Raw genomic sequence first — 24,459 nt, forward strand, 5'->3', positions numbered from 1 at the left:
TTAATACAGTGTAAGATATTGATCGCGCTCCCAGCCGTGAACATGCGTACGGAAAATATCCCATTCGATCTCTTTCAATTCAAGGAAGTGGCTCAGTGCATGCTCGCCAAGTGCATCGCAGACGACTTCGCTGCGTCTCAGCTCGTTCAGCGCTTCCTCCAGGGAAGCGGGGAGGCTCGGAATCCCTTCCTGCTCGCGCTCCTCCTCCGACATCACATAAATGTTGCGGTCCGTCGCTTGAGGCAGCTTCATCTTATGTTTAATGCCGTCGAGTCCCGCTTTCAGCATAACGGCCATAGCCAGGTACGGATTGGCGGCAGGGTCCGGATTGCGCACTTCGACCCGTGTCCCTAAGCCTCTGGATGCGGGAATGCGGATCATCGGGCTACGGTTGCTCGCCGACCAAGCGACATAGCAAGGCGCTTCATATCCGGGAACGAGTCGTTTGTACGAATTGACGGTCGGATTCGTAATCGCTGCGAAAGCGCGGGCATGCCGCAAAATTCCGGCCATGTAATGACGGGCCGTCGCGCTTAAGCCCAGGCCGTCGCTCTCGTCGTAAAAGGCGTTATGCTGGCCGTTGAACAGCGATTGATGGCAGTGCATTCCCGAACCGTTAACGCCGAACAGCGGCTTGGGCATGAAGGTGGCATGCAGGCCGTGCTGTCTGGCGATCGTCTTGACGACGAGCTTGAACGTTTGAATCTGATCCGCCGCGGTCACCGCATCGGCATATTTAAAATCGATTTCATGCTGACCCGGGGCCACCTCGTGGTGAGACGCCTCGATTTCAAATCCCATTTCCTCCAACGTTAAGACGATGTCTCTGCGGCAGTTTTCTCCTAAATCCGTAGGAGCCAGGTCGAAGTATCCTCCCTGATCGTTCAGTTCGAGCGTCGGGTTCCCGTGCGAATCCGTTTTAAATAAGAAAAACTCCGGCTCCGGGCCGACATTCATCGAATCGAATCCCATATCGTGCGCTTCCGTCAAGCAGCGCTTCAGTATCCCCCGCGGATCTCCGGCAAACGGCGTGCCGTCGGGCATGTAAACATCGCAAATGAGTCTGCCCACCTTGCCGTCCGTCACCCATGGAAAAATAACCCATGTATTCAGATCCGGAAATAAGTACATATCCGATTCTTCAATCCGCACGTAGCCTTCTATGGAGGAACCGTCGAACATGATCTTGTTGTCCAGCGCTTTTTCCAGCTGGCTCACGGGAATTTCCACATTTTTAATCGTCCCCAGCAAATCGGTGAACTGCAAGCGAATGAAACGAACGTGTTGTTCTTGAGCAATGCGCAAAATATCTTCTTTAGAAAAATGACGGTTTGACATACAGTCTCTTCCTCTCCGCGTCTTACTTTATATTTATTCGTTCAAACGGCTTTTTCCATGTATGGCTTGGATAGACAGCTTGCCGTAAGGTTTATCTATGGCCGTACAGCTCTTCTTCGATACGGATCAGCTGGTTGTATTTGCTCAGCCGTTCGCTTCGGGACAAAGCGCCCGTTTTCATCTGACCCGCGTTGGTCGCGACAGCGAGATCAGAAATAAACGTATCCTCGGTTTCCCCGGAGCGATGCGAAATCATGATGCCGTAACCGGCTTCTTTGGCCATTTGGATCGTTTGCAGCGTTTCGCTGACCGTGCCGATTTGATTCAGCTTGATTAATATGGCGTTCCCGATCTTTTGCGCGATGCCCTCGGCAAAGATTTGGGGATTGGTGACGAAGATATCGTCTCCTACCAGTTGAATGCGCCCTCCCAGTCTTTCGGTCAGAAGCTTCCAGCCCGCCCAATCATGCTCCGACAAGCCGTCCTCGATCGATATAATCGGGTATTTGTCAACCAGCGATTCATAATACTGAATCATTTGAGCGGAATCCATGACTTTGCCTTCAAAATGATAGGCTCCTTCTTTGTAAAACTCGCTTGCGGCCGGGTCCAGCGCAATGGCAATATGTTCGCCCGCCTTATATCCGGACTGCTCGATCGCCTGCACGATGCATTGAATCGCCTCTTCGCTGGAAGCCAAACGGGGGGCGAAGCCTCCTTCGTCGCCTACGGAAGTCACCAGTCCCTTGCTTTTCAAAATCGATTTCAAGGTATGGTACACTTCCGCGCCGAAGCGGATTCCTTCCGCTACAGTGGGAGCGCCTACCGGAACGATCATAAATTCCTGGATCGCGATATTCGAGTCGGCATGGGCGCCGCCATTGATAATGTTCATGCAGGGCCGCGGCAGCTTGCCTCCTTGCGCTCCGCCAAGATAACGGAATAGCGATACGCCCTGCACCGCAGCGGCCGCGCGCGCCGCCGCCATAGAAACGCCCAGGATCGCATTCGCGCCCAGTCTGCTTTTGTTCGCGGTGCCGTCAAGCTCCAGCATGATGCGGTCAAGCTCCGCCTGGTTCAATACCGACCGCCCCTTTAACGCCGCGGCAATGTCGCGCTCGACATGGGCAACGGCCTGCCTCACTCCCTTGCCTGCGAATCGTTTCGGGTCCCCGTCGCGAAGCTCCACGGCCTCCCGTTCCCCCGTCGACGCGCCGGAAGGTACGGCGGCACGGCCGATCGCTCCTTCTTCCGTTATGACGTCCACTTCTACGGTCGGATTTCCTCTTGAATCCAAAATTTCCCTTGCCCGCAATTCTTTGATGATTCCTTTCATTGCAGTCACCTCCAGATAGTCATTGAAAATATATAGAACGTGTCTTTTCATGGTTGCCTGCCGTAGATTCGATTCACGCTGTATGAACGGTTCCGGAAATAAAGGCATATGAAACATTTCGGTAAGGAAAAGTATTAGACACGGGTTCCGCGGATAGGCGTTTTCGGACAAAAAAATAGACTCCTACCAACGACAAAAACACGTTGGTAGGAGTCATTAGCCCGAAGGCGGTTAATGGCGAACTCCATCGCCTATTCATTGATGTTATTTTACCTTACGCGGCATTCTTTCGTCAACTGAAATTTTAACTTGCCCGGCTCGAATGTTTTTTAAAGACAAGCATATAATGGAACAAACTATAGGCGATGGAGTTCGCCGTAACCGCCTCTTAGGCTGATGACTCCTACCAGCGTGTTCACGTTGGTAGGAGTCTGTTTTTTTTCGGTTATACAATCTTCGCCTGCGGCGGAAAAGGAGATGGATGGATTACATGGAACAAAGCAGCTTTCTATCGCTTCTCATTCTTGCACTCGCAATGGGAATGGATGCCTTCTCGTTGGGACTCGGCTTCGGCATGATGAGACTGCACTGGAAAAAAATATCCGAGATCAGCGCAGCGGTCGGCGTCTTCCACCTGTTGATGCCGCTGATCGGCATCGGGATCGGCATGTATGTCAAGATGTTTGTCGGCAGCTTCGTCATAAGAATCGGAGCGCTGCTCTTAATCGGGCTGGGACTCATGATCGTATATCATTCCGTCTCGAACCGAAATACACGCAGTACCCCTCTTATTCCTCTGCACGGATGGCGAATCCTTGTATTTGCGCTGGGAGCCAGCATCGACGCTTTATCGGCGGGGCTCGGGCTCGGGATGCTCAATCTCGATATTTGGCTGACGGTCACTTTAATCGGTCTCAGCGGAGCTTTGCTTACGGCCGCCGGATTATTTCTCGGGCAGCATTTCAGAGGTATTTTCGGCGAATATGCGGAAACCGCGGGCGGCGTTATTTTAATCGCATTCGGACTTCGGTGGTTTTGACAAAACATTCAAGGAGGGGACGATCGTGATCGCCAAATTATTCGCCATACTGCTCGGCTCCTTCCTGCTGTCCGTCGGCATTAATTTTTTCCTTATCCCTCATAAGCTTCTGGACGGCGGATTTATCGGCATCGCCTTGCTTTTTAATTATTTGCTGGATTATCACGTAGGCTGGACCAACCTGGTCTGCAGCATTCCCGTTTATATTTACGCCTGGTTCCGCCGCCGCTCCTACTTTTACAACAGTGTCCTCGGGCTGCTTGTCTCTTCCCTTGCTCTCGACATGCTCCGATATTTGGAGCAAGCGGGCATCGGCAGTCATATGGACCCTTTATTTTGTTCGATTGCCGGAGGCGTGCTGGTCGGCGCCGGTTCGGGCCTCATGCTTCGGCACAAAATAAGCACGGAAGGCTCCGATCTTCTCGGCTTGTTCTTATCGGAGTTCTTCTCGATCAACGTAGGCATTGCCGTTCTATTTATCGATGCATTAATTATCGGCCTTCAAGCATTCATTCTTAGCGATGACCCGCTCCTGCTGTCTGCGATTATGATTATGGCCGTGAGTGTCGTCACCGGCTTGTTTACCTTCGACGCTTCCGCGTTCGAACGTTCGGATTGGCGCCCCCTCCCTCTGCCGCCCAAGCGCAATAAATAAATCCCTATTGTGAAGCCGTTGATCTTTACGGATTTGACGTTCATGCACCATCGTTCATTGGGCCGTATATAATGGAAAAAAAAGGAGGTGAACCGGAATTGCCGGAAATGAAAACTAATTTGCCGCCAGATCAATATAAAATATATTTATATTTTCTGGATAGAATGGATCACGCCGATACCAAAGAAGAAGTCGAGCTGTATTTCGACAAGGCAATGGAAATCATCGCTCAAGCCAATTCCCGCTACAAACGATTGAGTCATGATCATGACTTATGATAAAAAAACGGAGTACTCAGCGAGCGCGGAGCGTCCGACATCCAGGGCCTTCGGACGACTCCCGCCTCCCGTCCCTGCCTCCCCGATCACCCGGAGCGAACCCGGTATGAACGCTGCAAAAGATTGCGGCTGCGCTCCGCCGATTTGGTATAATGGAATCGAACGAATTGCGTATCGATCCATCCGCCATTAGCACGAAGGAGGCCGTCCCGCCGCCATGAACCCCATGTTTAATATCACCGAATTGCAAACGATATGCAGGCTGTTTTACGCCGCTGTCGGCCTGCCCGTCCATTATCTTCACCCTGCGGAAGGTGTGTCGTTTCATTATCCCGACCAGCAGACACTGCAATTTCCAGGAGGCAGGGATGACGGCGAAGCGCTTCTCGGCGCGGCCAAGCCGACGGATAAGCCGGCGATGCTCACGCTGAACGGCATCGAATATTATGCGACCCTGCCGCATGAGCCGGACGGCGGCCTGTTCGTACTCGGTCCCGTTACATTCCGGGAAGCGACGGACGATATAATTTCCGGGTTATTGAACGATTACAATCAGAGCTTTAAAAACCGCGGCGAATGGATGCGCCATTTTCAGACGGTCCCCTTGATGCGCAAAGAACAGCTGCAGCACGCCTGCCAATTATTTTATTATGTATTGTATAAAATCGAGCTGCGGCCCGAACATATTGCGGACGTATCCTGGAGTGAGGACGGCGGCGCGAAAGTAAGCGACAATGTCGATCTCGCCTTAATCCATCAACGGGACAAGCTGCTGCTCCACCCCGACCTCCAGTACGAGCGGACGCTAATGCAGTTGATCCGCGAGGGACAGACAGAACAGCTGCGCAAGCAAATCGCCGCCCATCCCCAGCAGCCCGCCGTACTGGCGAAGAAAAGCTTGGTGCGCAACGCCAAAAACTTCTCGATCTGCTCGGTCACCCTGGCTACGCGGGCGGCGATCGACGGCGGGTTGAACAGCGAGGTGGCGCGGACGATGAGCGATATTTATATACAGCAAATCGAGGAGCTGACGACGGTCACCGAGGTGATCAAAAAACGCAACGAGATGTTCGCGGAATTTGCCGGCCGGGTCAAGCAGGTGCGGGAAGCCTCCTACTCCAAAACGGTGCTGACCTGCATCAACTATATTTTCAATCATCTGTACGAAGACATTACGCTTGCCGGTCTCGCCGGTATGGCCGGTCTGCATCCCAACTATTTATCCCAGCTGTTCAAAAAAGAACTCGGCCTGTCCGTCAGCGAATATATACAGAAGGAAAAAATCGAGGAAGCCAAAAAGCTGCTGCGGCTCAGCTCCCTGACCTTGGCGGAAATTTGCTCGCGCCTTAACTTCAACGATCAAAGCTATTTCACCAAGGTGTTCAAAAAGTACGCCCATGCGACGCCGAAGCAATACCGCTCCCGGCTTTCTCCCGAATCGTGATGCGGCAGACAAGGCAGACAAAAGAGGCTCTCCGCCCCCGCGGCTGAATATATCAGACCGTGAGCGGAAAAGCCTCTTGGGGCTAAGACAGCGTCGTTGTTCTCGCCTCGATTTCGCTGACGTACCGCTTGAACGTTTTGTCGTCCAGCTTGTAGAAGGCGAGTACGGCGATACCGATGATCGAGCCGGCGATCGGGATCACGGTGACCATCACCAGAATGCCATGGAGCGCTCCGGCGGTTTGCGCCGCATTGGGCACATACCCGATGGCCGTCAGTATCGCGCCCGATATTTTCGAGCCGACCGCCTGCGACAGCAGCTGCACGAAGATAAAGGCCGAATAGATCGTACCTTCGGAACGGACTCCGGTGCGCCACGTGCCGTATTCGATCGTATCGGGCACCATCGCCCAGAGCAGCGGAACCGTCAGGCCGAAGCCGAGATAGCTGATGCCTCCGAAGAAGAAAATCGACTCCATGCTTGAATGCAGCATATAAAAGCCTGCCAGACCGACGATCACGATCGTCTGGCTGATGATGCCGACATTGCGCTTGCCCCATTTGGCTACCAGCAGCGGATTGAGCAAAATGCCGATAATTTGAATCGTGAAGCCGACAAGCGAGTACACCGAGAACAGATCCGCATTGCCGACGTTATATTTAAAAAAGTATAGCGATGCGGCGTTTTTCGTAGACAGGGACAGCGTATTCACCAAAATAAACAGGAGAAGCCACAGCAAATATTTGTTCAGCAGCACCGTCTTCAGCTGATTCGCCAGCGTCAGCTGAGGCGCATTCTCTCCCCCTGCTTGCGGCTTCACAGGAGGCCGGTGCCCGACCCCGCGGGTGCCGAAAAAAGTAATCAGCATCGTGACCACAAGAACGGCCCCGTACATCGTATATACCGCGTGGAAACCGCCGGCTTCCGTGGAGAACGAATGAATCATCGGCAAGGTGGCGCTGCTGACGATCAGTCCGCCGAATTGGCCGAGGAATACTTTGATCGAGGAAATGCGGGAGCGGGCGTAGTAATCGTCCGACATCGCCGCAAGCGTCGAGCTGTACGGAATGTTAATAATCGAATAGATGACGTTGAACAGAATGTACGTAATGTAGGCGTACACAATTTTACCGGATGCGTCCGTACTCGGAACGGTGAACACAAGCAGCCCGATAACGGCCAAAGGCACGCAGCCGAACAAAAAATACGGACGGAATTTCCCCCAGCGCGTGTTCGTCCGGTCGACCAGCACACCCATCAGCGGATTGGTCACCAAATTGACCAGTTGGGCCACGAACATCAGCGTGCCCGCCGCTGCCGCGGTAATGCCCATATTGTCGGTATAGAAATAGAGCAGATAGGTGGAGATGGAGCTGAAAAACAAATTAAGCCCGAAATTGCCGGATGCGTAACTGAACACCTGCTTATAGTTCAATCGGCTGGCCATGATGATGTCCCCTTTGCCATGAAATCGGTCTATTTCAAAATAAACATGCCCATGTTGCTGTCACGGGGAACGATGTCCGATGTTTCGATATACCATTCGAGCATCCTCTGCTCCAGCTGCCGCCGGATATCGGCGTAGGAAGCATCGTCATATACGTTGTGCAGCTCGCCGGGATCGCTTTGCAAGTCGTACAGCTCGCTTGCGTCATCGGTCCGCTTCACCAGCTTATACTGCATCGTTCTTAGCATCGTAGCGCGGCATACGCTATCCGGATGCTCCTGCTGCTGCCGTGCCTTGGGCCAATAAAAGCTGTCCGGATTGTTCGCGAACCAGGCGTCCCGAACCGGATCGCCTTCAAAGCAGTGCGGCTCTCGCTTGTTATAGCCTCCGTCGGCAAACACCGCCCGCTCCGGATCGCCGGCCGCTCCGAACAGCTGCGGGACGAGGGAGACGGCGAAATGGTCGTGCTCCGCCCGCGTGCCGGCCAGCTCCAGCATCGTCGGCATAATGTCGAACAGCTCCACCTGTTCGCGGACGACATGCCCTTGGCGGTTGCCCGGAGCGCGCACGATCAGGGGCACGCGGGTCAGACAATCCTCCATCGCATTAGGCCATTTCTCCACCAATCCGTAATCCCCGGCATAGTCGCCGTGATCCGATGAAACGATTACCGTCGTATTGTCTTCCCATCCGTGAGAAGAAAGCGCCTCCATTAACCGCCCGAATTGATCGTCCACATAGCTGATCATTCCCAAATAAATCGCTTGAATCTTGCGCAGCGTATCGTCGGTAATCCGGTCCAGCCTGCGGTAAGAACGGATCAGCTCATGATACGACGGTTTGTCCGGCAGCCCGGACGGCTTCAGCGGGGCCAGCGCTTCCGGATCGTACATGCTGTAATAAGGCTCCGGCACGACGTACGGGGCATGCGGCTGCAGCGTCGGCAGGAACAGGACGAACGGCTTCTCGCGCGCTTCGTCCGATTGCAGGAAGCGGATCGCCTTCTCCACGCTCAGCTCGGTTTCCGTAGGCTTCTGCCCGCCTTCGGAATGCGGCTTCAGCAAAAAGCTGTAAAATCGTTCATCGTCCGGATCAAACGGATTTTCGTAGCGGAACTCGCCGCGCATCGATCTCTCCAGCTCTTCTCTGGTCTGATACGCTTCCTCTCCCAATATTTCCTCCAAATATTCGTTGCAGTACGTATGATTTTTGCCGAACCATTTTATCTGATAACCGGCTTGCTTCAAATAACGGAACAGGCTCGGCTCATGCGGCCGCAGCAAATGCCATAGCGTCCGGTGCCCGGACACATGCGGGTACAGTCCGGTCATCAGGCTGCAGCGGGACGGCGAGCAGACGGTATTTTGCACATGGCATTGATCGAACCGCACTCCCTCTGCGGCTAGATTATCCATATGCGGGGTCTTGACTAACGGGTGACCGTAGCAGCCGATACTTTCCGCCCGCATTTCGTCCGGGAAAAAAAACACAAAGTTCATATGCTGTTGTGACATTAGAATCATTCCTTTCCATTCGTTTGTTCGATTAACCGCTTTCATCAAGTTTACGCTCTCATCTTAATCAAAACCGTTTTGAATTTATGGTATTATTCTAATATTTTTGGAATCGATTCTTTGTTATTTTTCTCCACCGGCAAAAAAAGCCGTCACTTTGCCGGACGCTGCGGCAAAATGCGGCTTGTTGAGCGAACTTCCCAATTGACCAGAAAAATCCCGAAGGCGATCCATGCCCCGCCCAGGCCGACGTACCAGCGGATGTTTTCTCCGAGCAGCAGCCAGCTGGTGAGCACTCCGAATAACGGCGCGAGGAACAGAAACGAGCTCGTTTTGGCGGGATCGCCGCTTTGCAGCAGGTAAAACCAAACCGTAAACTGCACGATGGAGCAGATTACGACGAGCCACACCAGCACCGCGACCGATGTCACGGTCATCTCGAAATGCGGGCGCTCCGTCATAGTGCTAAGCAGAAGGAGCGCGATTCCTCCGGCCGCCATTTGATAGGCGGCAAGCACCGTCATATCGAAAGCGGCGCCCCAGCGTTTGATCAGCAGCGTGGCCGCGGCGAAACATACGGCTCCGGCGAAACAGATCAGCAGCCCGGGACGGAATTCGAAATGAAGTCCGAAGGTCAGAACGACGCCGATAAAGCCCGCCAGCACGCCGAGCCACTGTCTTCTGCGGTACGACGCGCCGGTGAAGAGCGTGCCGAGCACGATAACCAGCAGCGGGTTCATGAATGTAATGATCGCCGACTCGCTTGACGTCACCCAGCGCATGCTGTAGTAGACGCAGCCCATCACTCCGGCCGACTGAAAGAGGCCGATGACGGCGGCTCTGCCCCATTGCTTCATGCCGCGGGGCTGCGGCTTGCGGGCGGCGATCAGGGCGAGCAGCCCTCCGGCGAGCACGTAGCGAAGCCCCATTAGAAAAAACGGCGGCGCATAGTCCATCCCGATCTTGCCGACCGGAAACGCGATACCCATAATGAATGTGGTAAGAACGACCAATCCCACATATTTGTACTTGTTCATGCCGAATCCCTCCGTTGAAAAGAATGAGTTTATTGTAACGGAGGATGGATATTATGTATAATGATTGTTATAGATATTGAGTATCACGATTTGTGATACCAAAAAAAGCCGATGACCATGGAAAGAGGTGCGAATACGAATGGAAAGCGCCGACCTGCGCATATTTCAAATCGTGGCCCGCGAAGGGTCAGTCTCCAGAGCCGCCCAGCAATTAGGCTATGTTCAATCGAATGTGACCGCCCGGGTGCGGCATTTGGAATCCGAGCTCGGCACCGAGCTGTTCCAGCGCCACAACCGCGGGATGACGCTCTCAGCCAGCGGCAAGCTGCTGCTGAATTATGCCGACAAGATTGTCGGCCTGCTGGACGAAGCGGGCAAGGCGCTGTCATCCAAGACCGAGCCCGCCGGCCCTCTGATGATCGGTTCCACGCAAACCGCGGCAGCCGTAAGGCTGCCGAAGCTGTTAACCGCCTATTACGGGCATTACCCGAACGTGCTGCTGTCGCTCTCGACAGCGCCTACGGCGCAGCTGATCGAGAAGGTGCTGCGCTTCGAGCTCGACGGCGCCTTCATCGGATGCGAGTGCACCCATCCCGAGCTGCTGGCGATGCCCGCCTTCGAGGAGGAGCTCGTCATCGCATCGGCCGCTTCCGTCTTGAGCCTCGAAGAGGCGATGACGAAGCCGATCGTTACGCTCGGCGCCGGGTGCACATACCGCGAGCTTCTCGAGCAATGGCTGCGCGCCAACGATTTGCCGCAATCGGTCATTATGGAATTCGGCACGCTGGAGGCAATCATCGGCGGCGTATCCGCGGGACTCGGCATTTCCCTGCTGCCGCAGGCCGTCATTGCCAAGCAGGAAGCGGAGGGCTCCTTGCGGGCGCATCCGTTCCCCGAGCCGCTGCGGCGGATGAAGACCGAATTCGTCATCCGCAAGGACTCCTTCGTCAGCAGCGCGCTGCGCGCTTTCATCGAGATGCTGCCGGAACCGGGCGCTTCCTGAGCCGAGCCGTCCGAATCGGCCGGCGCAGCGGGCGCTTTGGCCGCCTTGTCCCGCGCCGGCAAACGGCCCGCGGGCTGCCGGACGGCGCAGAACCATGCGCCGAGTTGAGGCAAGAGATCGCCAGCAGTCCGCGCCGCTGTCGGCACCGCCGTTACAGCGTTTGCCCGCTGTCCACCGTGATGATCTGGCCGGTCATCGCCGGCTGCTCCAGCGCCGAACATACGGCGAGTGCGATATCGCCCGGCTCCGCGATGCGCCGAAGCAGCAGCTTGCCGCCGAGCCGGCGCATCTGCTCCTCCCGCCCCTCCCACCAGCGGGTGGCGACGGCGCCCGGAGCCACGCAGCTTACCGTAATCTCCGGCGCAAGCGCGCGCGCCAACGATCGGGTCAGCCCATGCACCGCGGCTTTGGACACCGCGTAAGGCAGCGACGAGCCTGAGCCGCTCAGGCCGGCGATGCTGCCGACATTGACGATCGCCCCTTGCTTGCTCTGCTTCATCCACGGAGCGACCGCTCGCGCGCAGTAAAACATTCCTTTCACATTGACGTCGAACAGCTCGTCCCATACTTCCTCCGCCGCCGCCTCCAGATCGTCCAAAGGGATATGGCGCGTAACGCTCGCGTTATTCACGAGCAGATCGACCGTCCCCCATGTCCGCACAATGTGCTCCACCATCGAGCGCACCTTGGCATCGCACGAGACATCGGCTTGTATCGCTATGGCTCGGCCTCCTCCGCGGTTGATGATGTCCGCCGTTTCCTCCGCCTCCTCGCGGGAACGCGAATAATTGACGGCAACGGCCGCCCCCCGTTCGGCTAACGCCAGGCACGTCGCCCTCCCGATGCCGGTCCCTCCTCCGGTGACAAGCGCAATTTTCCGGCTCCAATCCATCTTGATCCTCTCCTCCAAACGATTTGTTATTGCAATGCTACAATGTCAGTTTATCTCGGGTTAGACATTTTGTATAATTGAATTATATAAACAGTTCGTTCATTTTTTTTGAATATGTGTGTGCAGCGAAAAACAAACGGAGGGGCCATTTGAATCTGGAGAGGTGAGGCGTAGCGTTCGCCTTTGTCTCCGGATTTCAACCGGAAGATCAAATGGGCGCCGCAGCGAGCTTTTTCACCCATTTCTAAGGAGGATCGGCCGATGGATATCAAGACGCTGCGAACCTTTCAGCGGATCGCGGAATTAGGCAGCTTTCACCGCGCGGCCGAGGAAATGAATTATGCGCAATCTACCGTCACCATGCAGATGCAAAAGCTGGAGTCCGATGTAGGCATGCAGCTCATCGAGCGCGGCAAAAAAATCGGCCTGACCGAAGCGGGAAGGCTGTTCTACGAGCAAAGCAAAAGTATTGTCAAACAAATGGAACAGCTGCAAACGAGCCTCGCTGATTTGCAGCTCGGCGAAGCCGGACACCTGCGCCTCGGGGCCGTCGAGCCTTGCGCCAGCTACCGTTTGCCCGCTGTGCTGCAGCGATTTGTCTCCGGCTGGCCGAACATCCGCGTATCCGTCGAAATAGCGAGTTCGCCGCAGCTATGCGAACGGGTCGCCCGGGGAGAGCTGGACCTGGCGCTTTGCTCCGCCCCGGAGCTCGGCTCCGAGCTGTATTACGAGCCGCTATACATCGAGCGGTTCGTCCTGCTCGTGCCGGAACGCCATCCTCTGGCAAGCAAGCCGTCCGTAACGCCCGCGGAGCTGCGCGAGCACCGGCTGCTGATTACATCGGCCGGCTGCCCTTATCGCCGCAAGCTGGACATTGCGCTGCAAGAAGCAGGAAGCGCGCCGCCGGACACGATGGAAATCGGCAGTATGGCCGCCCTGAAATATTATGTCCAAAGCGGCCTCGGCATCGCGCTCATTCCCCATTCCGCGCTGAATCCGCCGCCGGACGGAACCGCGATGCTCCCGCTGAACGGCCGCATGGCCGATATATCCTGCGGCCTCGCCTGCAAGGCGGCCAACTATCCGCTAGGACTGGCCGGCGGCCGCTTGTACCGCTTTCTGAGCCAAGAGCTGCGCGAACCGCAGCTTGACGAGCCCGCGTAACGGCCTTCCCTCTTTTCCGATCTACAGCGCTCCACCCCGCACGCGGCCCGCTCCTTATCGGAACCGGTACGTTGACATGGGAGGTGAATGCGGGGCTGCAACCGCTGTATACTATGAAAAAACGGCTGCTCCCCGCAGAACGGGAAACAGCCGTATCTTCAACTCTTTATTCGGTTTCGCACGGTTGATACAGCCGAACGCTTTTTTTACCAGAACAGCTCCGTATTCCCTCTCAGCCTGCTCAAGCCTTCGACGAAGAAATAATCGCCGTAGATGAGCGGCACATCCATATTTTTTTGCTCCGGATAATGACTTGTTCCATGCATGATCAAGCCTTCCTCCCGCTCGTCGTCCCATGCGCCGTAATTGGCGTACAGCGAGTGCAGAATCGCTTCGCCCGCTCTGCGGTACGACGCCGCTTCCAGCGGATCGACTTGGTCCGCGATCAGCAGCAGCCCGCATGCCGCGCACGCTCCCGCTGAGGAATCGCGGTACTTCGCCACACCCTCAGGAAGGCGGAAATCCCAATGCGGCACATGATCCTCGGGCAGCTGCGAAATGAAGTAATGCGCCGCCCTCTTGGCCGCGTCCAAATAGCGGGCTTCCCCGGTGTACCGGTAGCTCAGCGCCATCCCGTAAATCGCCCATGCCGTGCCGCGGGACCAGCCGGACTCGGGGGCGTAGCCCTGCCCGCCCAGCGCTTCCGCCCGCTCTCCCGTCTCCGGATCGAAGCGTACGATATGGTAGACGGAGCCGTCCGGACGAATGAAGTTGGCAAGCACCGTATCCGCATGCTCCATCGCCAAATGCTTAAACCGAGGGTCGGCCAGCGTCTCGGAAGCCCAATACAAGAGAGGCAGGTTCATCATGCAGTCGATGATCGCCCAGCCGGCATTGTTCTCGCCTTCCCGCCACGGGTTCCACGCGCGGATGAAATTGCCCTTCACGTTGAAGCGGCCTGCGAGCAGCGTCGCCGCAAGCAGCGCGCGGCGCTTGGAATCCTCGGATTGCAGCAGCTTATAGCGGGCCACGCTGGTCAGCGTCCACATAAAGCCGATATCGTGATCCAGCTTGTAGTAATCCATAATGACCTGATCCAGCTGCTCCTCGCACCGCTCGGCAAGCGCTTGGAAATGCTCGTCCTTGGTGTCCCGGTACAGCAGCCAGAGCAGGCCGGGCCAGAAACCGGCCGTCCACCAATAAGCGGGCTCCAGCACGTAGGCGCCGTTCACGCTGGCATGGGGAAATCCCGCTCCGATGCGCTCGCTCGTTCTCCCTACCTTCCTGACCGTCTGCTCCCAGGCCTTATCCGCCCATTCCTTCGTAGACTCGATACTCATTGCTTGATTCCCCCCATACATTAAGACTCAAAACGAAAACGGAATTGAACCGCGCATTCCCGCTTCGGATGCAGCAGCTTGAAATCGATGGCGTAGACGTCCCTGTCGATCCCGTAATGATCGGCAAAGGACAGCTTCACGATATGCGGCTGAAGCTCCTTGGCATCGTAATCGATAATAAGGCGCTGACCCGCGCCGGGAATCGTCAAGTCCTCGCCGGACACATCCGGTTCGGTCATCGTAATGAACCTCTCGACGATCTGCTCCGGTTCTTCGCCGAATACGTAGCTGTCTTCCATCGTCAGCACCGGCTGCTCTTGCTTATGCCAGAGGAAGCTTCGCTTCAGCTGACGCAGCCGCTCATCGCCGTAGGCGCCCGCCAGCTCCAGCTCCATCCGTTCCGTATCCGGAGCGACCGATACGCCGAGCACCTTCGCACGGTAACCGGCCCCTTCCCGCTGCGGCTTGCCGTCAATGATCGGCACGGAATGGCCCTCGGAAGCGTTGCACAAGTACGAATACCGCTCCGCGCCGAAATATTGCTGCGTGTACATGCCGCATCCGAGATCGGCCAGGAACGTCTCCCCGTCGGCATGCAGAATGAAATGGCCGAGATCGTTATGGTTATGCGGCTCCGCGTTATGCCCGCCCTTGGCGGCGAAGCAGAACGTGCCCCGCTCGTTCACATGCCGCGAAATAAGCCATTCGGCGTCTTCCAAATAATACGTCGCCGTGTCCCAAGGCTCCCCGGCCGCAGCCTTTTCCTCGCGGAACCAGACGATATTGCGCAGCGCCGTTGCCCAGCGGTAGCAATGATCTTCCGTATAGGTCGTGCGCAGCGGCAATTCCGGAATGGCGACATCCGGATAAATCCGGTTTAAATAATGCGTAAGCCCCATATGAATGTGAATATCGGGCATCGAGTCGGAGAAATTGACGACCTTCGTTCCGCTCATAAAGCATTTTTGCTGAAACAGCGCGATCTGGTGCACTTTCTCGCTCGCGAATAAGTTGACTGAGCCGCCCGTCCGCTTCTTCAGCAAATCGGCGAAAAATACGAAGAAGCCAAAGCCGTAATACCAATAGCCGTATCCTTCCGTCGTCGCCCCGTCCGCCTCGAAGCCCTGCAAATAGCAGTCCATCGTCCGAAGGACGCGTTCGAGCACGGCGGCCAGCTCGTCCCCGTCGCCGATCAAATGCAGCGCAGCGGCGCCGATGGAGCCTGCGCATACCGACGCCCAGTTATGTGTAGCCGTCTCCCAATGAAACGGCTCGCCCTGCATATACGGCCAAAAAATGCGGCGGTACACTTCATGCTTCATTCGGTTGCGCAATAGCAGCGGCAGCCTGTCCTTCATCAGCGTTACAATCTCGCTCAGCGCAAAGCCGGTTTCCGCCGAAAACAAATCGATGACCTGAGCGTTGCCCTTCAGCCATCCGGACGGGTCGTTCAGCGAATATTCCGCCTCCGACACCGATTCCGGCGCCGCCCCCACATGGGCCGGCAGGCACCAGGTATATTCGTCCAGAATCGACCATATCGTCTCCTGAATCGCCGCCATATAATCTTCGCGCTCCGGCTCAAGCAAAGCCATGATCGCGAACGTATTCAGCCGCTTGCGCTTTTCGAAGTAGACGCGTTCGTATTCCAGCCTCGTGCCGCGTTCCTTGAATATGCTGAATAAACGATAAGATAAGACCGGAGCCTCCTGCGAGAGCAAAGCTTCCCCTTCCTTGCGCACTTCGTCGATCATGGGCCCATAGCCTTCCGCGTGCCGGACCCGCTTCCACCAGGAAGCCTGCTCCCCGGCTTGAAACAATAACGATTCCTTCTCTACCGCATCCTGCAAGAACGGTTTCAATTGGTCGATGTTCATCGGTTTCCTCCGTAGTAGTTGGAATGATTATATCCATACTACCGCTTTTTCGCCGGAAACTATAGGACTATTTTTACTTTCTCAAGACGATTTTTGACCTCTGTATTCCATCGGCGTGACGCCTACGGACGATTTGAATATTTTAATAAAATAGCTCTGATTGTCGTAGCCGAGCATTTCGCAAATTTTGCCGACGGGATGGCTCGTCTGATCGAGCAGCTCCTTGGCCCGGTTCATCTTCATCCGCGTGACGTATTCGATGAAGGTCTCCCCCGTTTCCTTCTTGAACAACCGGCTGAAGTAGCTGCTGTTCAAAAACAGATGATCGGCGACTTCCTCCAGACTGATTCGTTTATCCAGATGCAGCGACACATAGTGGATCGCCTGCACCACCTCGGACCGCTTGCTTTGATCGCCCAGCTCGTTGGCCAAAGATATGACCGATTGAAAATGATCGATCATCCATTTTTTCAGCTCGAACAGCGAATCGATCTCCAAAATTTCTTTATGCAAAATATCGACCGCATACGTCGAGCGGAAATACTGCAGCGACTGCAGCTTCAGCTTCAAATCGAGCAGCAGCTTGAGCACCCAGTCTTTGACTTTCTCCGGCTCGAAGGCGTGCTCCTTCAAGAAATCCATCCAATGCTCGACGGTCGGCACGATTTTCTCCGTATTTTTGGCCAGCATCATTTCTCTTAACTCCGTGCTTGCCTGATCGTACCAGGAAAATAAATCCATATCCCCCTGGATAAACGTTCGCTTTTTCTCGATCGAGCCTTCGTCCATATAAAACCGCTGCACCCTGCTCGACAACAGCTCCTTTAAATTGCTTTTAATCTCCTCGGGATGGTGGCATATGTTGCCGATAATGAACGACATCGAAATTTTAATATACTTGTTCAACGCATTCTGGATGCCTTTTATCCGCTCTGCCGCCACGTCAAACGGGTTGACCTTGAGCGTCGAATGAAACGGGTACAGGAAGATCGATTCCTTCGTGCCGTAGGCGAAATGAACGGCAGGCGTCTCCTCCCGTCCGCTGACTTCGCTGATAATATTATCGATCGCAAAGCGCAATATATCGTCGGACATAAACCGCTGCTGAGCTTCCCGATATTCGTTCACATAGCCGAGAATCGGCAGGCAGGACACGCCCGCAAGATCGAGCCGGAACGACTGGGCCTCGGCAATCCAGCCCTGCGGATCGAGAATCGGCTGCTGCAGCGTGCGGCGGATAAATTTTTCCTTGAGCATCTCTTGGTTGCGGTCGACCATATGCTGCAGCTGATGCTGATGCGTCTGAACGCGCTCCTCCTGATCCAAGCTGATCTTGAACTGCTGAAGCAGTTTCTCCAGATCGGCCGGATCGAGCGTATCCTTCAGCACGTAATCCTGCACGTTCAGCTTCACCGCCTGCTGGGCGTAATGAAATTCATTATGGCAGGAGAGGATCGCCACCCGCAGATTCGGCTTAATCTCCTTAAGCTTGCCGATCAGCTCTAAGCCGTCCATCTTCGGCATGCCGATGTCCGTAATCAGGATGTCCGGCATGTCCCGCTGCGCCTGTTCGAGCGCGATCGCGCCGTTCTCGCAGCAGCCCTGGAGCGTAAGTCCGAAGTCCTCCCAATGGATCGTTTCGGACAAAAATTCCAAAACCGGATAATCATCGTCCACTAACATTACTTTATACATGGTTACGTTACCTCCAGGCTCGGGATAAACATCGTGATGCGGGTGCCCGCACCCGGCTCGCTGTCGACCTGCATATGAAAGCCTTCGCCGTGAGTCATCAGCATCCGTTCGTTCACATTGAGCAGGCCTATGCCGGAAAATCCCCGGTGAGACTCGCCATCCACAGGGTCCGGAGCGCGCCTGGCCGCCAGCTTGTCGCGGAGCTTGTTCAGCGTGCCTGAATCCATCCCCGAGCCGTTATCTTCGACGGCGACGATCAGCATATGCCCTTCTCTACGGGCTTCGACGCGGATAATTCCCGCCGCCTGATTCAAGCCGTGAATGAGCGCATTCTCGATCAGCGGCTGCAGGAAAAACCGCGGTACCTTCTCCAGAAGCGAATCCGCCGAGACGTCCGTTTCGATCACAATTTTCTCTTTTTGTCTCATATTCATCAACTGCGTGTAATCCATAACGATTTCGATTTCTTCGTGCAGGGTGATAATGCTCTTCTCCTGATTGATCGTCATTCGCAGCAGCTTGGACAGCGAACCGATCATTTCGGCGCTTTCCTTGTCTCCGCGAAACATCACTTTCATCCGGATCGAGTTCAGCACATTGAACAAAAAATGCGGATTGATCTGCGCCTGCAGCATGTCCAGCTCCGCCTTGCGCTTACGCGCTTGCGTCACCGAAATTTCCTGAATCATCTCCTGAATCCGATCCAGCATCTGATCGAACCAGAAGCCGAGCCGCCCGATCTCGTCCTCGCCGCGGATTTTCGAACGCACCTGCAAATTGCCCTTCTGTACCGTCATCGCCACTTTCCCGAGTCCGACCAGCGGCTTGGTGAACGTCCGCAGCAAATACAGGAGCAGCAGCAAAAATAAAATAAAGCAAACGAACTGGAACGTAAACACTTTGCTGAAAATCGAATTGATCTTGGATACCGCCTTCTTATACGGCGTTAACGACACGAGCTTCCACCCCGTAAACAGCGATTGCTGAGTGACCAGGTAGTCTTCGTGGTCCACCTTGACCAATTCGGTCGTAATTTGATCCGTGGCCGCAGGCAAATCCGGCAGATTCAGCGGCCCGCCGATCTTGTCCGAATCGTTGTTGGACACAATGACATTATCGGAATCGACGATCATAAAGTCCTGGTTGCCGACCAGTCTCTCGAAATTGTGATTAATTTGATTTTCCATGACCGTCACGACCACATAACCGAAAATAAAAGATGAGTTCTGTTCGCGCAGCGTTCGGATGACCGAGAGCTGGTACGGATTTTTCTTCTTCTCCGACTCGAACACCGTCGGGCTCGGACCGACCCAAAGCGAATTGAAGCCGTATAAATTTTTCGTTTGCGAAAACCACGGCTCGCGAGTCATATCGATAGGATTGTACTCGTTCACCGAGTAAGTCGAATAATAATCTCCGTTGGACAGAAGCACCGTGACATAAGTATGGAAATCGAGCAGAGACCCCTGCTCTCCGCTATTGATCATATTTTCGATCTGCTTGACGATCTTATCCCGGTCGCTGAACTCCTCGTACTCGGCATTCGGTCCCGTATATCCTTCGCCCATGGCCCTTTTCTTCATGATGGCCGACATGCCGGAATCCATCTGGATGAGGTTGGCGATGTTCAGCATATATTTGAGCGAATTGGTCACATAGTTATTCACCAGCTGCATCGATTCCTGCGAATTCGAAATCGCCTGATCTTTAACGGCATCCTGGGTGAAGTAATTGTATGTAGTCAGCGTAATCGATGTCGGAATCAATATGCATATGACCGAAGCGAGCATCAGCCTGAAACGGAAAGAACGGGAGGATAACCATTGCCGCAGCTTTCTTGTATGCACGATAGCCCCCCTATTCCATTAAATGTAAGAAGAAACGAACAAAAGAAGAGGCAGATGAGATTCTACCCCTTCTTCGTATTATACCACATCCATTATTTTTTATTGGATGCGATGATGCTGTTAATGCGGTCTTGAGCGGCTTTCACCGTAGTGTCTAGGTCTTGTTTGCCCAGTACCATTTTTTCGAACTCTTCGTTAACCATTTTGTTGATCTCGGCTTGGTATGTGGCCGGCGGTACGATCGTTCCCGATTTGGAAGCGCCCAGTACGCTGATCAAAGAAGCTTTGTCGACTTTCTCCGGATTTTTCGTTCCGCTCAGAATGGTGTCGATGATTTTGCTCATGTCTTCCTGCTTCACTTTGCTCCATGCAGGTACGTTTTTGCCCTGTACCAATTGGCCTTCCGTCGTATACCAGCGGATGAATTTGTAAGCTTCGTCTTTATGCTTGGAGCTTGCCGCAACGGAGACATAGTCCGTAGCAACCGGAGAATATCCGCCTTGATCGCCGGCGTTGTTTTTAGGGAACGGAGCTACGGCGATATTGAAGTTCAACGGAACTTGATCCGTGCCGCCCAGCTCGCTGTTCATCCAGCTGCCGATAGCGATCATAGCCGCTTTTTGGTTAAAGAATTGCGTACGGTAGTTCAGCTTTTGGGAAAGCATGTCCGTGTACGGAGTAGCGGATTGGTCTTGCTTTTCCATTTTCAGACGAATTTCGAGCGATTTCTTGAACAGCGGGTTGTCCAGGTTGGAAGATCCGTCCGCTTTGATGAAATCCGGATTATCCGCTTGGTTTTCCAAAGCCAGCTTCGCGTATTCGACCCAGCCGCCGTTTTGCGGACCGTGGAAGTACGTGCCGTACACTTTGTTCGCGCCTTCGCCCTTCGTCATCTTCTTGGCGTAATCCATGAAATCGTCCCAAGTCCAATCGGTAGGCACTTTGAGTCCCGCTTCATCCAGCATGTTTTTGTTCAGCAGAACGTACCAAGGATTGAATTTGCCCGGAAGCGCGTAATACTTGCCGTTAATTTTCGTATCGACCTTATAATCTTCGGTCACCTTGAAGCCGTCTTTGGCAATGTAATCGTCCATCGGAGCGACCATGCCGAGCGCTACGCGCTGCGAGTAGCTGGCCGCGTCGCTGAACATGAGAACGTCCATCGCTTCGCCGGAGGCTGCGGCCAAGTCGAGCTTTTTCAAAGCTTCTTGCGTGTCGCCTTTGTCGCTTAATCCGATCACGTTAACTTTAATGCCGGGATTTTGTTTTTCGTATGCAGCTACGGTTTGCGACCAGTTATAGGCTTGCTCCGTGCCGTAAGTATATAACCGAAGCTCTGTCGTACCGCCGGAAGCGGCGCCGCCTTGCGCGTCCTTCTGTTCTCCGGCGCCCGTTCCGCCGCCTCCGCAGCCTGCCAATACGCCAAGCGCCATAACGCTGGTTAATACACCGGCTCCTACTTTTTTGTTCATCTCTAAGTACCCTCCTTCAAATGGACACTGCTATGTTTGTTTTAGCTTTCCATGTGATTGTACCAATTGCCGCCGAAACAACCATGCTCGAATATTGACTTTTTTACAATTTTTTTGACTTCTCGCTTCTTTATTATCCTTTAACCCCGCCCATAGCTATACCTTCGATAACATTTTTTTGACCGATGATAAAAATAATCAGGAGCGGCAGAATCGCCGATACGGCGCCGGCCATAATAAGCGAGTAAAATTCGCCGCTGAGCGAAGTGAACTTTTGCATCGCCAGCTGAATCGTAAACAATTTATCGGTACGAAGGAAAATAAGGCCGTTTTGATAGTCGTTCCAGGTCCAAATAAAACGCAGGATCGCATAAGTGGCAACCGCGGGACGCACGAGCGGCATCGCGATGAACCAGAATATTTTCCAATGGCCCGCGCCGTCGATTTTGGCCGACTCGATAAAGTCGTTATGCAGCCCCATGAAAAATTGGCGAAGCATGAACGTGCCGAGAACGCTGAAGCTGCCGATGATGATAAGTCCGATATGATTATCGAACAAACCGATGTAACGGTACAAAATAAATTGCGGCACCAATACGGCTTGCGAAGGAACCATGTAGGTCGTCAGCACGATCAAGAACAGCCATTTGCTCGCCGCAAACTGCACTTTGGAGAAGCCGTATGCAGCCAAAGCGGATACGGTAACCGAAACCAGCGTCGTAACAACGGTAATTTTAATCGAGTTCCAGTAATACAGGTAGAACGGATATTTCCCGAACCATACTTCTTTATAGTTGGCGAGCGCATTCCAATGCTTAGGAATCCATTCGATCGGAAAGTTGAAGACGTCGGATTCGACCTTGAACGATGCGGATAGCATCCAGAAAAAAGGCAATAGAAACAATAGACTGACAGCAAACATAATAATCGTTACAATCGTTTTTCTGAGGCTTAAAGGCTCCCTCATAACATTCCCACCTCTTTTTTGTTCAGCGGCACTCCCGCCGCTTAATAATTAACCCATTTCTTCTGACCGATCCATTGCAGGAACGTAATGACCAGCACGCACAGGAACAGTACAGTCGCCATGGACGATGCGTAGCCGAGTTTCAAGTTCGTAAACGCGGTGTCGTACAAATACCATACGATCATCGTCGTCGACTGGATAGGTCCGCCTTGCGTCAATACGGCGATCAGGTCGAATACTTTAAAGGTCGAGATGATCCCTGTGATGAGCAGGAAGAATGTCGTCGGAGACAGCAAAGGAAGCGTAATGTTCTTAAATTTCACCCAGCTCGACGCCCCGTCGATATCGGCCGCTTCGTACAGATCTTTTGGAATCGATTGCAGGCCGGCGATGTAGACGATCATGTTAAATCCGATGGACATCCAGACGGAAATCATCATCATCGAGATCAGCGCGTAGTTCGGATCGGCCAGCCATTTCGGCGGGTTCGAGATACCGATCGATTCCAGGAACATGTTAACCGGTCCGACGGACGGATGGAACAGCACTTGCCATACGACGGCGACGGCCACCACGCTGGAAATATAAGGCATGAAGTAAGCGACCTTGAAATAGCCTTTCCAGTACACACTCTTATCGATCAGGATGGCGAGCACCAGAGAAACAATCAAATAAATCGGTACGGTGAGCAGGAAAATCGCATTATTAATAAATGATTTCAGGAACGTAGCGTCCGTGGCCAGCTTCCGGAAGTTATCCAGGCCGGCCCATTTAAACCCGTTAAAGCCCATAATGAAATTCCAATCCGAGAAGCTCAGTATAAAGGTTGCAATAATAGGAAGCAGTACGAGAATCGTGACGCCGATCAGCATCGGACTGACGAACAGGAAGCCGGCCAACGTTTCTTTGCGCTGCAATCCGCCATTGCGCTTTTTAGGTATCCGTTTCTCCGCGGTTGCGGCAGACGAATTCGAATTCATGTTGCAATCACCTCAACTTCAATAATGTTGAGTTTATTATAATCAATGGCTTGGCAAAATATTTAACGGTATTTTGATTACATTGCCGACGATTTTGACTTTTTTGTCGAATGCCACCGCTCGCAACCGCACTGTGTCTCCTAAACAAGAACAAAGCCGCCAGGAATGCTCCTGACGGCCGCTAGTTCTATTTATCGTACTTTTCTGGCGAAAAAGACGCCGAAATCATGATATTGATAGACGCAATCCGCATCGACAAAGCCCGCTTCGCGAATCCAGCGGATTTGATCGCCGACAGTCGCGTTCTGATCCAGCTTTCTTCGCTCTATCGCCCGGTCCACCGCTTCCTCCGGCAAGCCGTTCCCCCGAATCCAGCTCTCCCACTGCCGCTTGTACATCGAATCGATATAAGGCGTAAGACCCAGCACCTGATCGGCGTTAATGAAAATTCCGCCGTCCTCCAGCCAATCGTAAATGTTATAAAACAGCGCCTGTTTCTCCGGATGGGATAAATGATGAATCGACAGCGAAGAGATGACCGCATCATAACGGCCTCGGAACGAATGGCGGGTATAATCGGTCTCGATGAACTCGGCGCTGTCGTCTCCTGCAAACCGTTTCCTTGCCGTCTCCAGCATCGTGCCGCTCAGATCGGCCAATGTGAACCGCGCCTCCGGGTAGCGCTCCTTCGCCAAGGCCGCCAGCAATCCGGTGCCGGCACCCAGATCGAGGATGCGCGGATTCTCCTTCTCCAGCGTCAGCCAGCGCACGGCCGTTCCGTAAAAATCGTCATAGCAGGGAATCAGCTTCCTCCGCTCGCGGTCATAGCTTTGCGCTGCCTCGTCAAATTGAACTTTGATTTTGTAGCTCATCCTTTATCTCATCCTTTCCGTATCGTTGGAGTTAAAATGGGTGAAAAGGTGTCCGCTGCGGCGTCCATTTGATCTTCCAATCACTGTTCAGGCTGTTATTACTATTATAGGCGCCGGCGGTACGGCTGGAAAAATATATATATTCTATGAATTTGATAGTCAAAGCCTATAAAGCGGCGCTCCTTATTCCCTTAAACGAACGAAGGCCGCACCTGTCTCTGCAAGAAGACAAGTCCGGCCTTTAAGGATAAGTGCACAAAAA

At 53.9% G+C, this 24,459-nt stretch carries 20 protein-coding genes and 2 riboswitches; of the genes, 6 read left to right on the forward strand and 14 right to left on the reverse strand.

The window, feature by feature from the left end; genetic code table 11:
• Positions 1-1,338: a type I glutamate--ammonia ligase gene (gene glnA / locus SK3146_RS03060; RefSeq protein WP_249863687.1), complete on the reverse strand. Its 1,338-nt coding sequence runs from the start codon at positions 1,336-1,338 to the stop codon at positions 1-3.
• Positions 1,339-1,429: 91 nt separating this feature from the next.
• Entirely contained in the window at positions 1,430-2,674 is a 1,245-nt protein-coding gene (eno, locus tag SK3146_RS03065) for a phosphopyruvate hydratase (protein WP_249863688.1), read from the reverse strand.
• A gap of 200 nt (positions 2,675-2,874) precedes the next feature.
• A riboswitch (Fluoride riboswitch) is annotated at positions 2,875-2,935 on the reverse strand.
• Positions 2,936-3,026: 91 nt separating this feature from the next.
• Positions 3,027-3,087, forward strand: a riboswitch (Fluoride riboswitch).
• A 77-nt stretch (positions 3,088-3,164) separates the two neighbouring features.
• On the opposite strand from eno, the gene SK3146_RS03070 reads away from it, so the two are divergent.
• From SK3146_RS03070 to SK3146_RS03085, 4 genes are all read left to right on the forward strand, one after another.
• Positions 3,165-3,713: a manganese efflux pump MntP gene (locus SK3146_RS03070; protein ID WP_249863689.1), complete on the forward strand. Its 549-nt coding sequence runs from the start codon at positions 3,165-3,167 to the stop codon at positions 3,711-3,713.
• A gap of 25 nt (positions 3,714-3,738) precedes the next feature.
• Positions 3,739-4,368: a YitT family protein gene (locus tag SK3146_RS03075; protein ID WP_249863690.1), complete on the forward strand. Its 630-nt coding sequence runs from the start codon at positions 3,739-3,741 to the stop codon at positions 4,366-4,368.
• A 98-nt stretch (positions 4,369-4,466) separates the two neighbouring features.
• Positions 4,467-4,646, forward strand: a complete 180-nt coding sequence (locus SK3146_RS03080; RefSeq protein ID WP_249863691.1) for a hypothetical protein — start codon at positions 4,467-4,469, stop codon at positions 4,644-4,646.
• A 217-nt stretch (positions 4,647-4,863) separates the two neighbouring features.
• A complete protein-coding gene (locus SK3146_RS03085; protein ID WP_249863692.1) occupies positions 4,864-6,090 on the forward strand; it encodes a helix-turn-helix domain-containing protein in 1,227 nt (408 codons plus the stop codon).
• Between the two features lie 82 nt (positions 6,091-6,172).
• On the opposite strand, the gene SK3146_RS03090 is transcribed toward SK3146_RS03085, so the two are convergent.
• The 3 genes from SK3146_RS03090 to SK3146_RS03100 form a co-directional block, all read right to left on the reverse strand.
• Entirely contained in the window at positions 6,173-7,537 is a 1,365-nt protein-coding gene (locus tag SK3146_RS03090; RefSeq protein ID WP_249863693.1) for a glycoside-pentoside-hexuronide (GPH):cation symporter, read from the reverse strand.
• Between the two features lie 29 nt (positions 7,538-7,566).
• Positions 7,567-9,036 carry a sulfatase family protein gene (locus SK3146_RS03095; RefSeq protein WP_249863694.1) on the reverse strand — a complete coding sequence of 490 codons (1,470 nt, stop codon included), beginning with the start codon at positions 9,034-9,036 and terminating at the stop codon, positions 7,567-7,569.
• Between the two features lie 167 nt (positions 9,037-9,203).
• The gene (locus SK3146_RS03100) at positions 9,204-10,088 is read right to left on the reverse strand and encodes a DMT family transporter (protein WP_249863695.1); all 885 of its coding nucleotides are present in this window, start codon (positions 10,086-10,088) and stop codon (positions 9,204-9,206) included.
• 139 nt (positions 10,089-10,227) lie between these two features.
• Here SK3146_RS03100 and SK3146_RS03105 point away from each other — a divergent pair, with 139 nt between their 5' ends.
• Positions 10,228-11,091 carry a LysR family transcriptional regulator gene (locus SK3146_RS03105; protein ID WP_249863696.1) on the forward strand — a complete coding sequence of 288 codons (864 nt, stop codon included), beginning with the start codon at positions 10,228-10,230 and terminating at the stop codon, positions 11,089-11,091.
• Positions 11,092-11,242: 151 nt separating this feature from the next.
• On the opposite strand, the gene SK3146_RS03110 is transcribed toward SK3146_RS03105, so the two are convergent.
• On the reverse strand, positions 11,243-11,983 hold the full coding sequence (locus SK3146_RS03110) for an SDR family NAD(P)-dependent oxidoreductase (protein WP_249863697.1): 741 nt from the start codon (positions 11,981-11,983) through the stop codon (positions 11,243-11,245).
• A 261-nt stretch (positions 11,984-12,244) separates the two neighbouring features.
• On the opposite strand from SK3146_RS03110, the gene SK3146_RS03115 reads away from it, so the two are divergent.
• Positions 12,245-13,147, forward strand: a complete 903-nt coding sequence (locus SK3146_RS03115; protein WP_249863698.1) for a LysR family transcriptional regulator — start codon at positions 12,245-12,247, stop codon at positions 13,145-13,147.
• A 206-nt stretch (positions 13,148-13,353) separates the two neighbouring features.
• Here SK3146_RS03115 and SK3146_RS03120 read toward each other — a convergent pair whose 3' ends face one another.
• The 8 genes from SK3146_RS03120 to SK3146_RS03155 form a co-directional block, all read right to left on the reverse strand.
• Positions 13,354-14,487 carry a glycoside hydrolase family 88 protein gene (locus tag SK3146_RS03120; RefSeq protein ID WP_249863699.1) on the reverse strand — a complete coding sequence of 378 codons (1,134 nt, stop codon included), beginning with the start codon at positions 14,485-14,487 and terminating at the stop codon, positions 13,354-13,356.
• A 20-nt stretch (positions 14,488-14,507) separates the two neighbouring features.
• Positions 14,508-16,364, reverse strand: coding sequence for a heparinase II/III family protein (locus SK3146_RS03125; protein WP_249863700.1), 1,857 nt, complete (start codon positions 16,362-16,364; stop codon positions 14,508-14,510).
• An 81-nt stretch (positions 16,365-16,445) separates the two neighbouring features.
• Positions 16,446-18,059 carry a response regulator transcription factor gene (locus SK3146_RS03130; RefSeq protein WP_249863701.1) on the reverse strand — a complete coding sequence of 538 codons (1,614 nt, stop codon included), beginning with the start codon at positions 18,057-18,059 and terminating at the stop codon, positions 16,446-16,448.
• Between the two features lie 2 nt (positions 18,060-18,061).
• On the reverse strand, positions 18,062-19,906 hold the full coding sequence (locus tag SK3146_RS03135; RefSeq protein ID WP_310943911.1) for a sensor histidine kinase: 1,845 nt from the start codon (positions 19,904-19,906) through the stop codon (positions 18,062-18,064).
• A 92-nt stretch (positions 19,907-19,998) separates the two neighbouring features.
• A complete protein-coding gene (locus SK3146_RS03140) occupies positions 19,999-21,378 on the reverse strand; it encodes an ABC transporter substrate-binding protein (protein WP_249863702.1) in 1,380 nt (459 codons plus the stop codon).
• A gap of 133 nt (positions 21,379-21,511) precedes the next feature.
• Positions 21,512-22,345 carry a carbohydrate ABC transporter permease gene (locus SK3146_RS03145; RefSeq protein ID WP_249863703.1) on the reverse strand — a complete coding sequence of 278 codons (834 nt, stop codon included), beginning with the start codon at positions 22,343-22,345 and terminating at the stop codon, positions 21,512-21,514.
• Positions 22,346-22,386: 41 nt separating this feature from the next.
• The gene (locus tag SK3146_RS03150; protein WP_249863704.1) at positions 22,387-23,325 is read right to left on the reverse strand and encodes a carbohydrate ABC transporter permease; all 939 of its coding nucleotides are present in this window, start codon (positions 23,323-23,325) and stop codon (positions 22,387-22,389) included.
• Between the two features lie 191 nt (positions 23,326-23,516).
• Positions 23,517-24,197, reverse strand: coding sequence for a class I SAM-dependent methyltransferase (locus SK3146_RS03155; RefSeq protein WP_249863705.1), 681 nt, complete (start codon positions 24,195-24,197; stop codon positions 23,517-23,519).
• Positions 24,198-24,459 lie beyond the last annotated feature (262 nt).

It is taken from the genome of Paenibacillus konkukensis, assembly GCF_023523925.1.
Classification (GTDB): domain Bacteria; phylum Bacillota; class Bacilli; order Paenibacillales; family NBRC-103111; genus Paenibacillus_S; species Paenibacillus_S doosanensis.

Excerpts from the sequence above, each read along its gene's own strand:
- glnA (WP_249863687.1), bottom strand. The coding sequence starts at position 1,338 with ATGTCAAACCGTCATTTTTCTAAAGAAGATATTTTGCGCATTGCTCAA.
- eno (WP_249863688.1), bottom strand. The coding sequence starts at position 2,674 with ATGAAAGGAATCATCAAAGAATTGCGGGCAAGGGAAATTTTGGATTCA.
- SK3146_RS03070 (WP_249863689.1), top strand. The coding sequence starts at position 3,165 with ATGGAACAAAGCAGCTTTCTATCGCTTCTCATTCTTGCACTCGCAATG.
- SK3146_RS03085 (WP_249863692.1), top strand. The coding sequence starts at position 4,864 with ATGAACCCCATGTTTAATATCACCGAATTGCAAACGATATGCAGGCTG.
- SK3146_RS03090 (WP_249863693.1), bottom strand. The coding sequence starts at position 7,537 with ATGGCCAGCCGATTGAACTATAAGCAGGTGTTCAGTTACGCATCCGGC.
- SK3146_RS03095 (WP_249863694.1), bottom strand. The coding sequence starts at position 9,036 with ATGAACTTTGTGTTTTTTTTCCCGGACGAAATGCGGGCGGAAAGTATC.
- SK3146_RS03100 (WP_249863695.1), bottom strand. The coding sequence starts at position 10,088 with ATGAACAAGTACAAATATGTGGGATTGGTCGTTCTTACCACATTCATT.
- SK3146_RS03105 (WP_249863696.1), top strand. The coding sequence starts at position 10,228 with ATGGAAAGCGCCGACCTGCGCATATTTCAAATCGTGGCCCGCGAAGGG.
- SK3146_RS03110 (WP_249863697.1), bottom strand. The coding sequence starts at position 11,983 with ATGGATTGGAGCCGGAAAATTGCGCTTGTCACCGGAGGAGGGACCGGC.
- SK3146_RS03115 (WP_249863698.1), top strand. The coding sequence starts at position 12,245 with ATGGATATCAAGACGCTGCGAACCTTTCAGCGGATCGCGGAATTAGGC.
- SK3146_RS03120 (WP_249863699.1), bottom strand. The coding sequence starts at position 14,487 with ATGAGTATCGAGTCTACGAAGGAATGGGCGGATAAGGCCTGGGAGCAG.
- SK3146_RS03125 (WP_249863700.1), bottom strand. The coding sequence starts at position 16,364 with ATGAACATCGACCAATTGAAACCGTTCTTGCAGGATGCGGTAGAGAAG.
- SK3146_RS03130 (WP_249863701.1), bottom strand. The coding sequence starts at position 18,059 with ATGTATAAAGTAATGTTAGTGGACGATGATTATCCGGTTTTGGAATTT.
- SK3146_RS03140 (WP_249863702.1), bottom strand. The coding sequence starts at position 21,378 with ATGAACAAAAAAGTAGGAGCCGGTGTATTAACCAGCGTTATGGCGCTT.
- SK3146_RS03145 (WP_249863703.1), bottom strand. The coding sequence starts at position 22,345 with ATGAGGGAGCCTTTAAGCCTCAGAAAAACGATTGTAACGATTATTATG.
- SK3146_RS03150 (WP_249863704.1), bottom strand. The coding sequence starts at position 23,325 with ATGAATTCGAATTCGTCTGCCGCAACCGCGGAGAAACGGATACCTAAA.
- SK3146_RS03155 (WP_249863705.1), bottom strand. The coding sequence starts at position 24,197 with ATGAGCTACAAAATCAAAGTTCAATTTGACGAGGCAGCGCAAAGCTAT.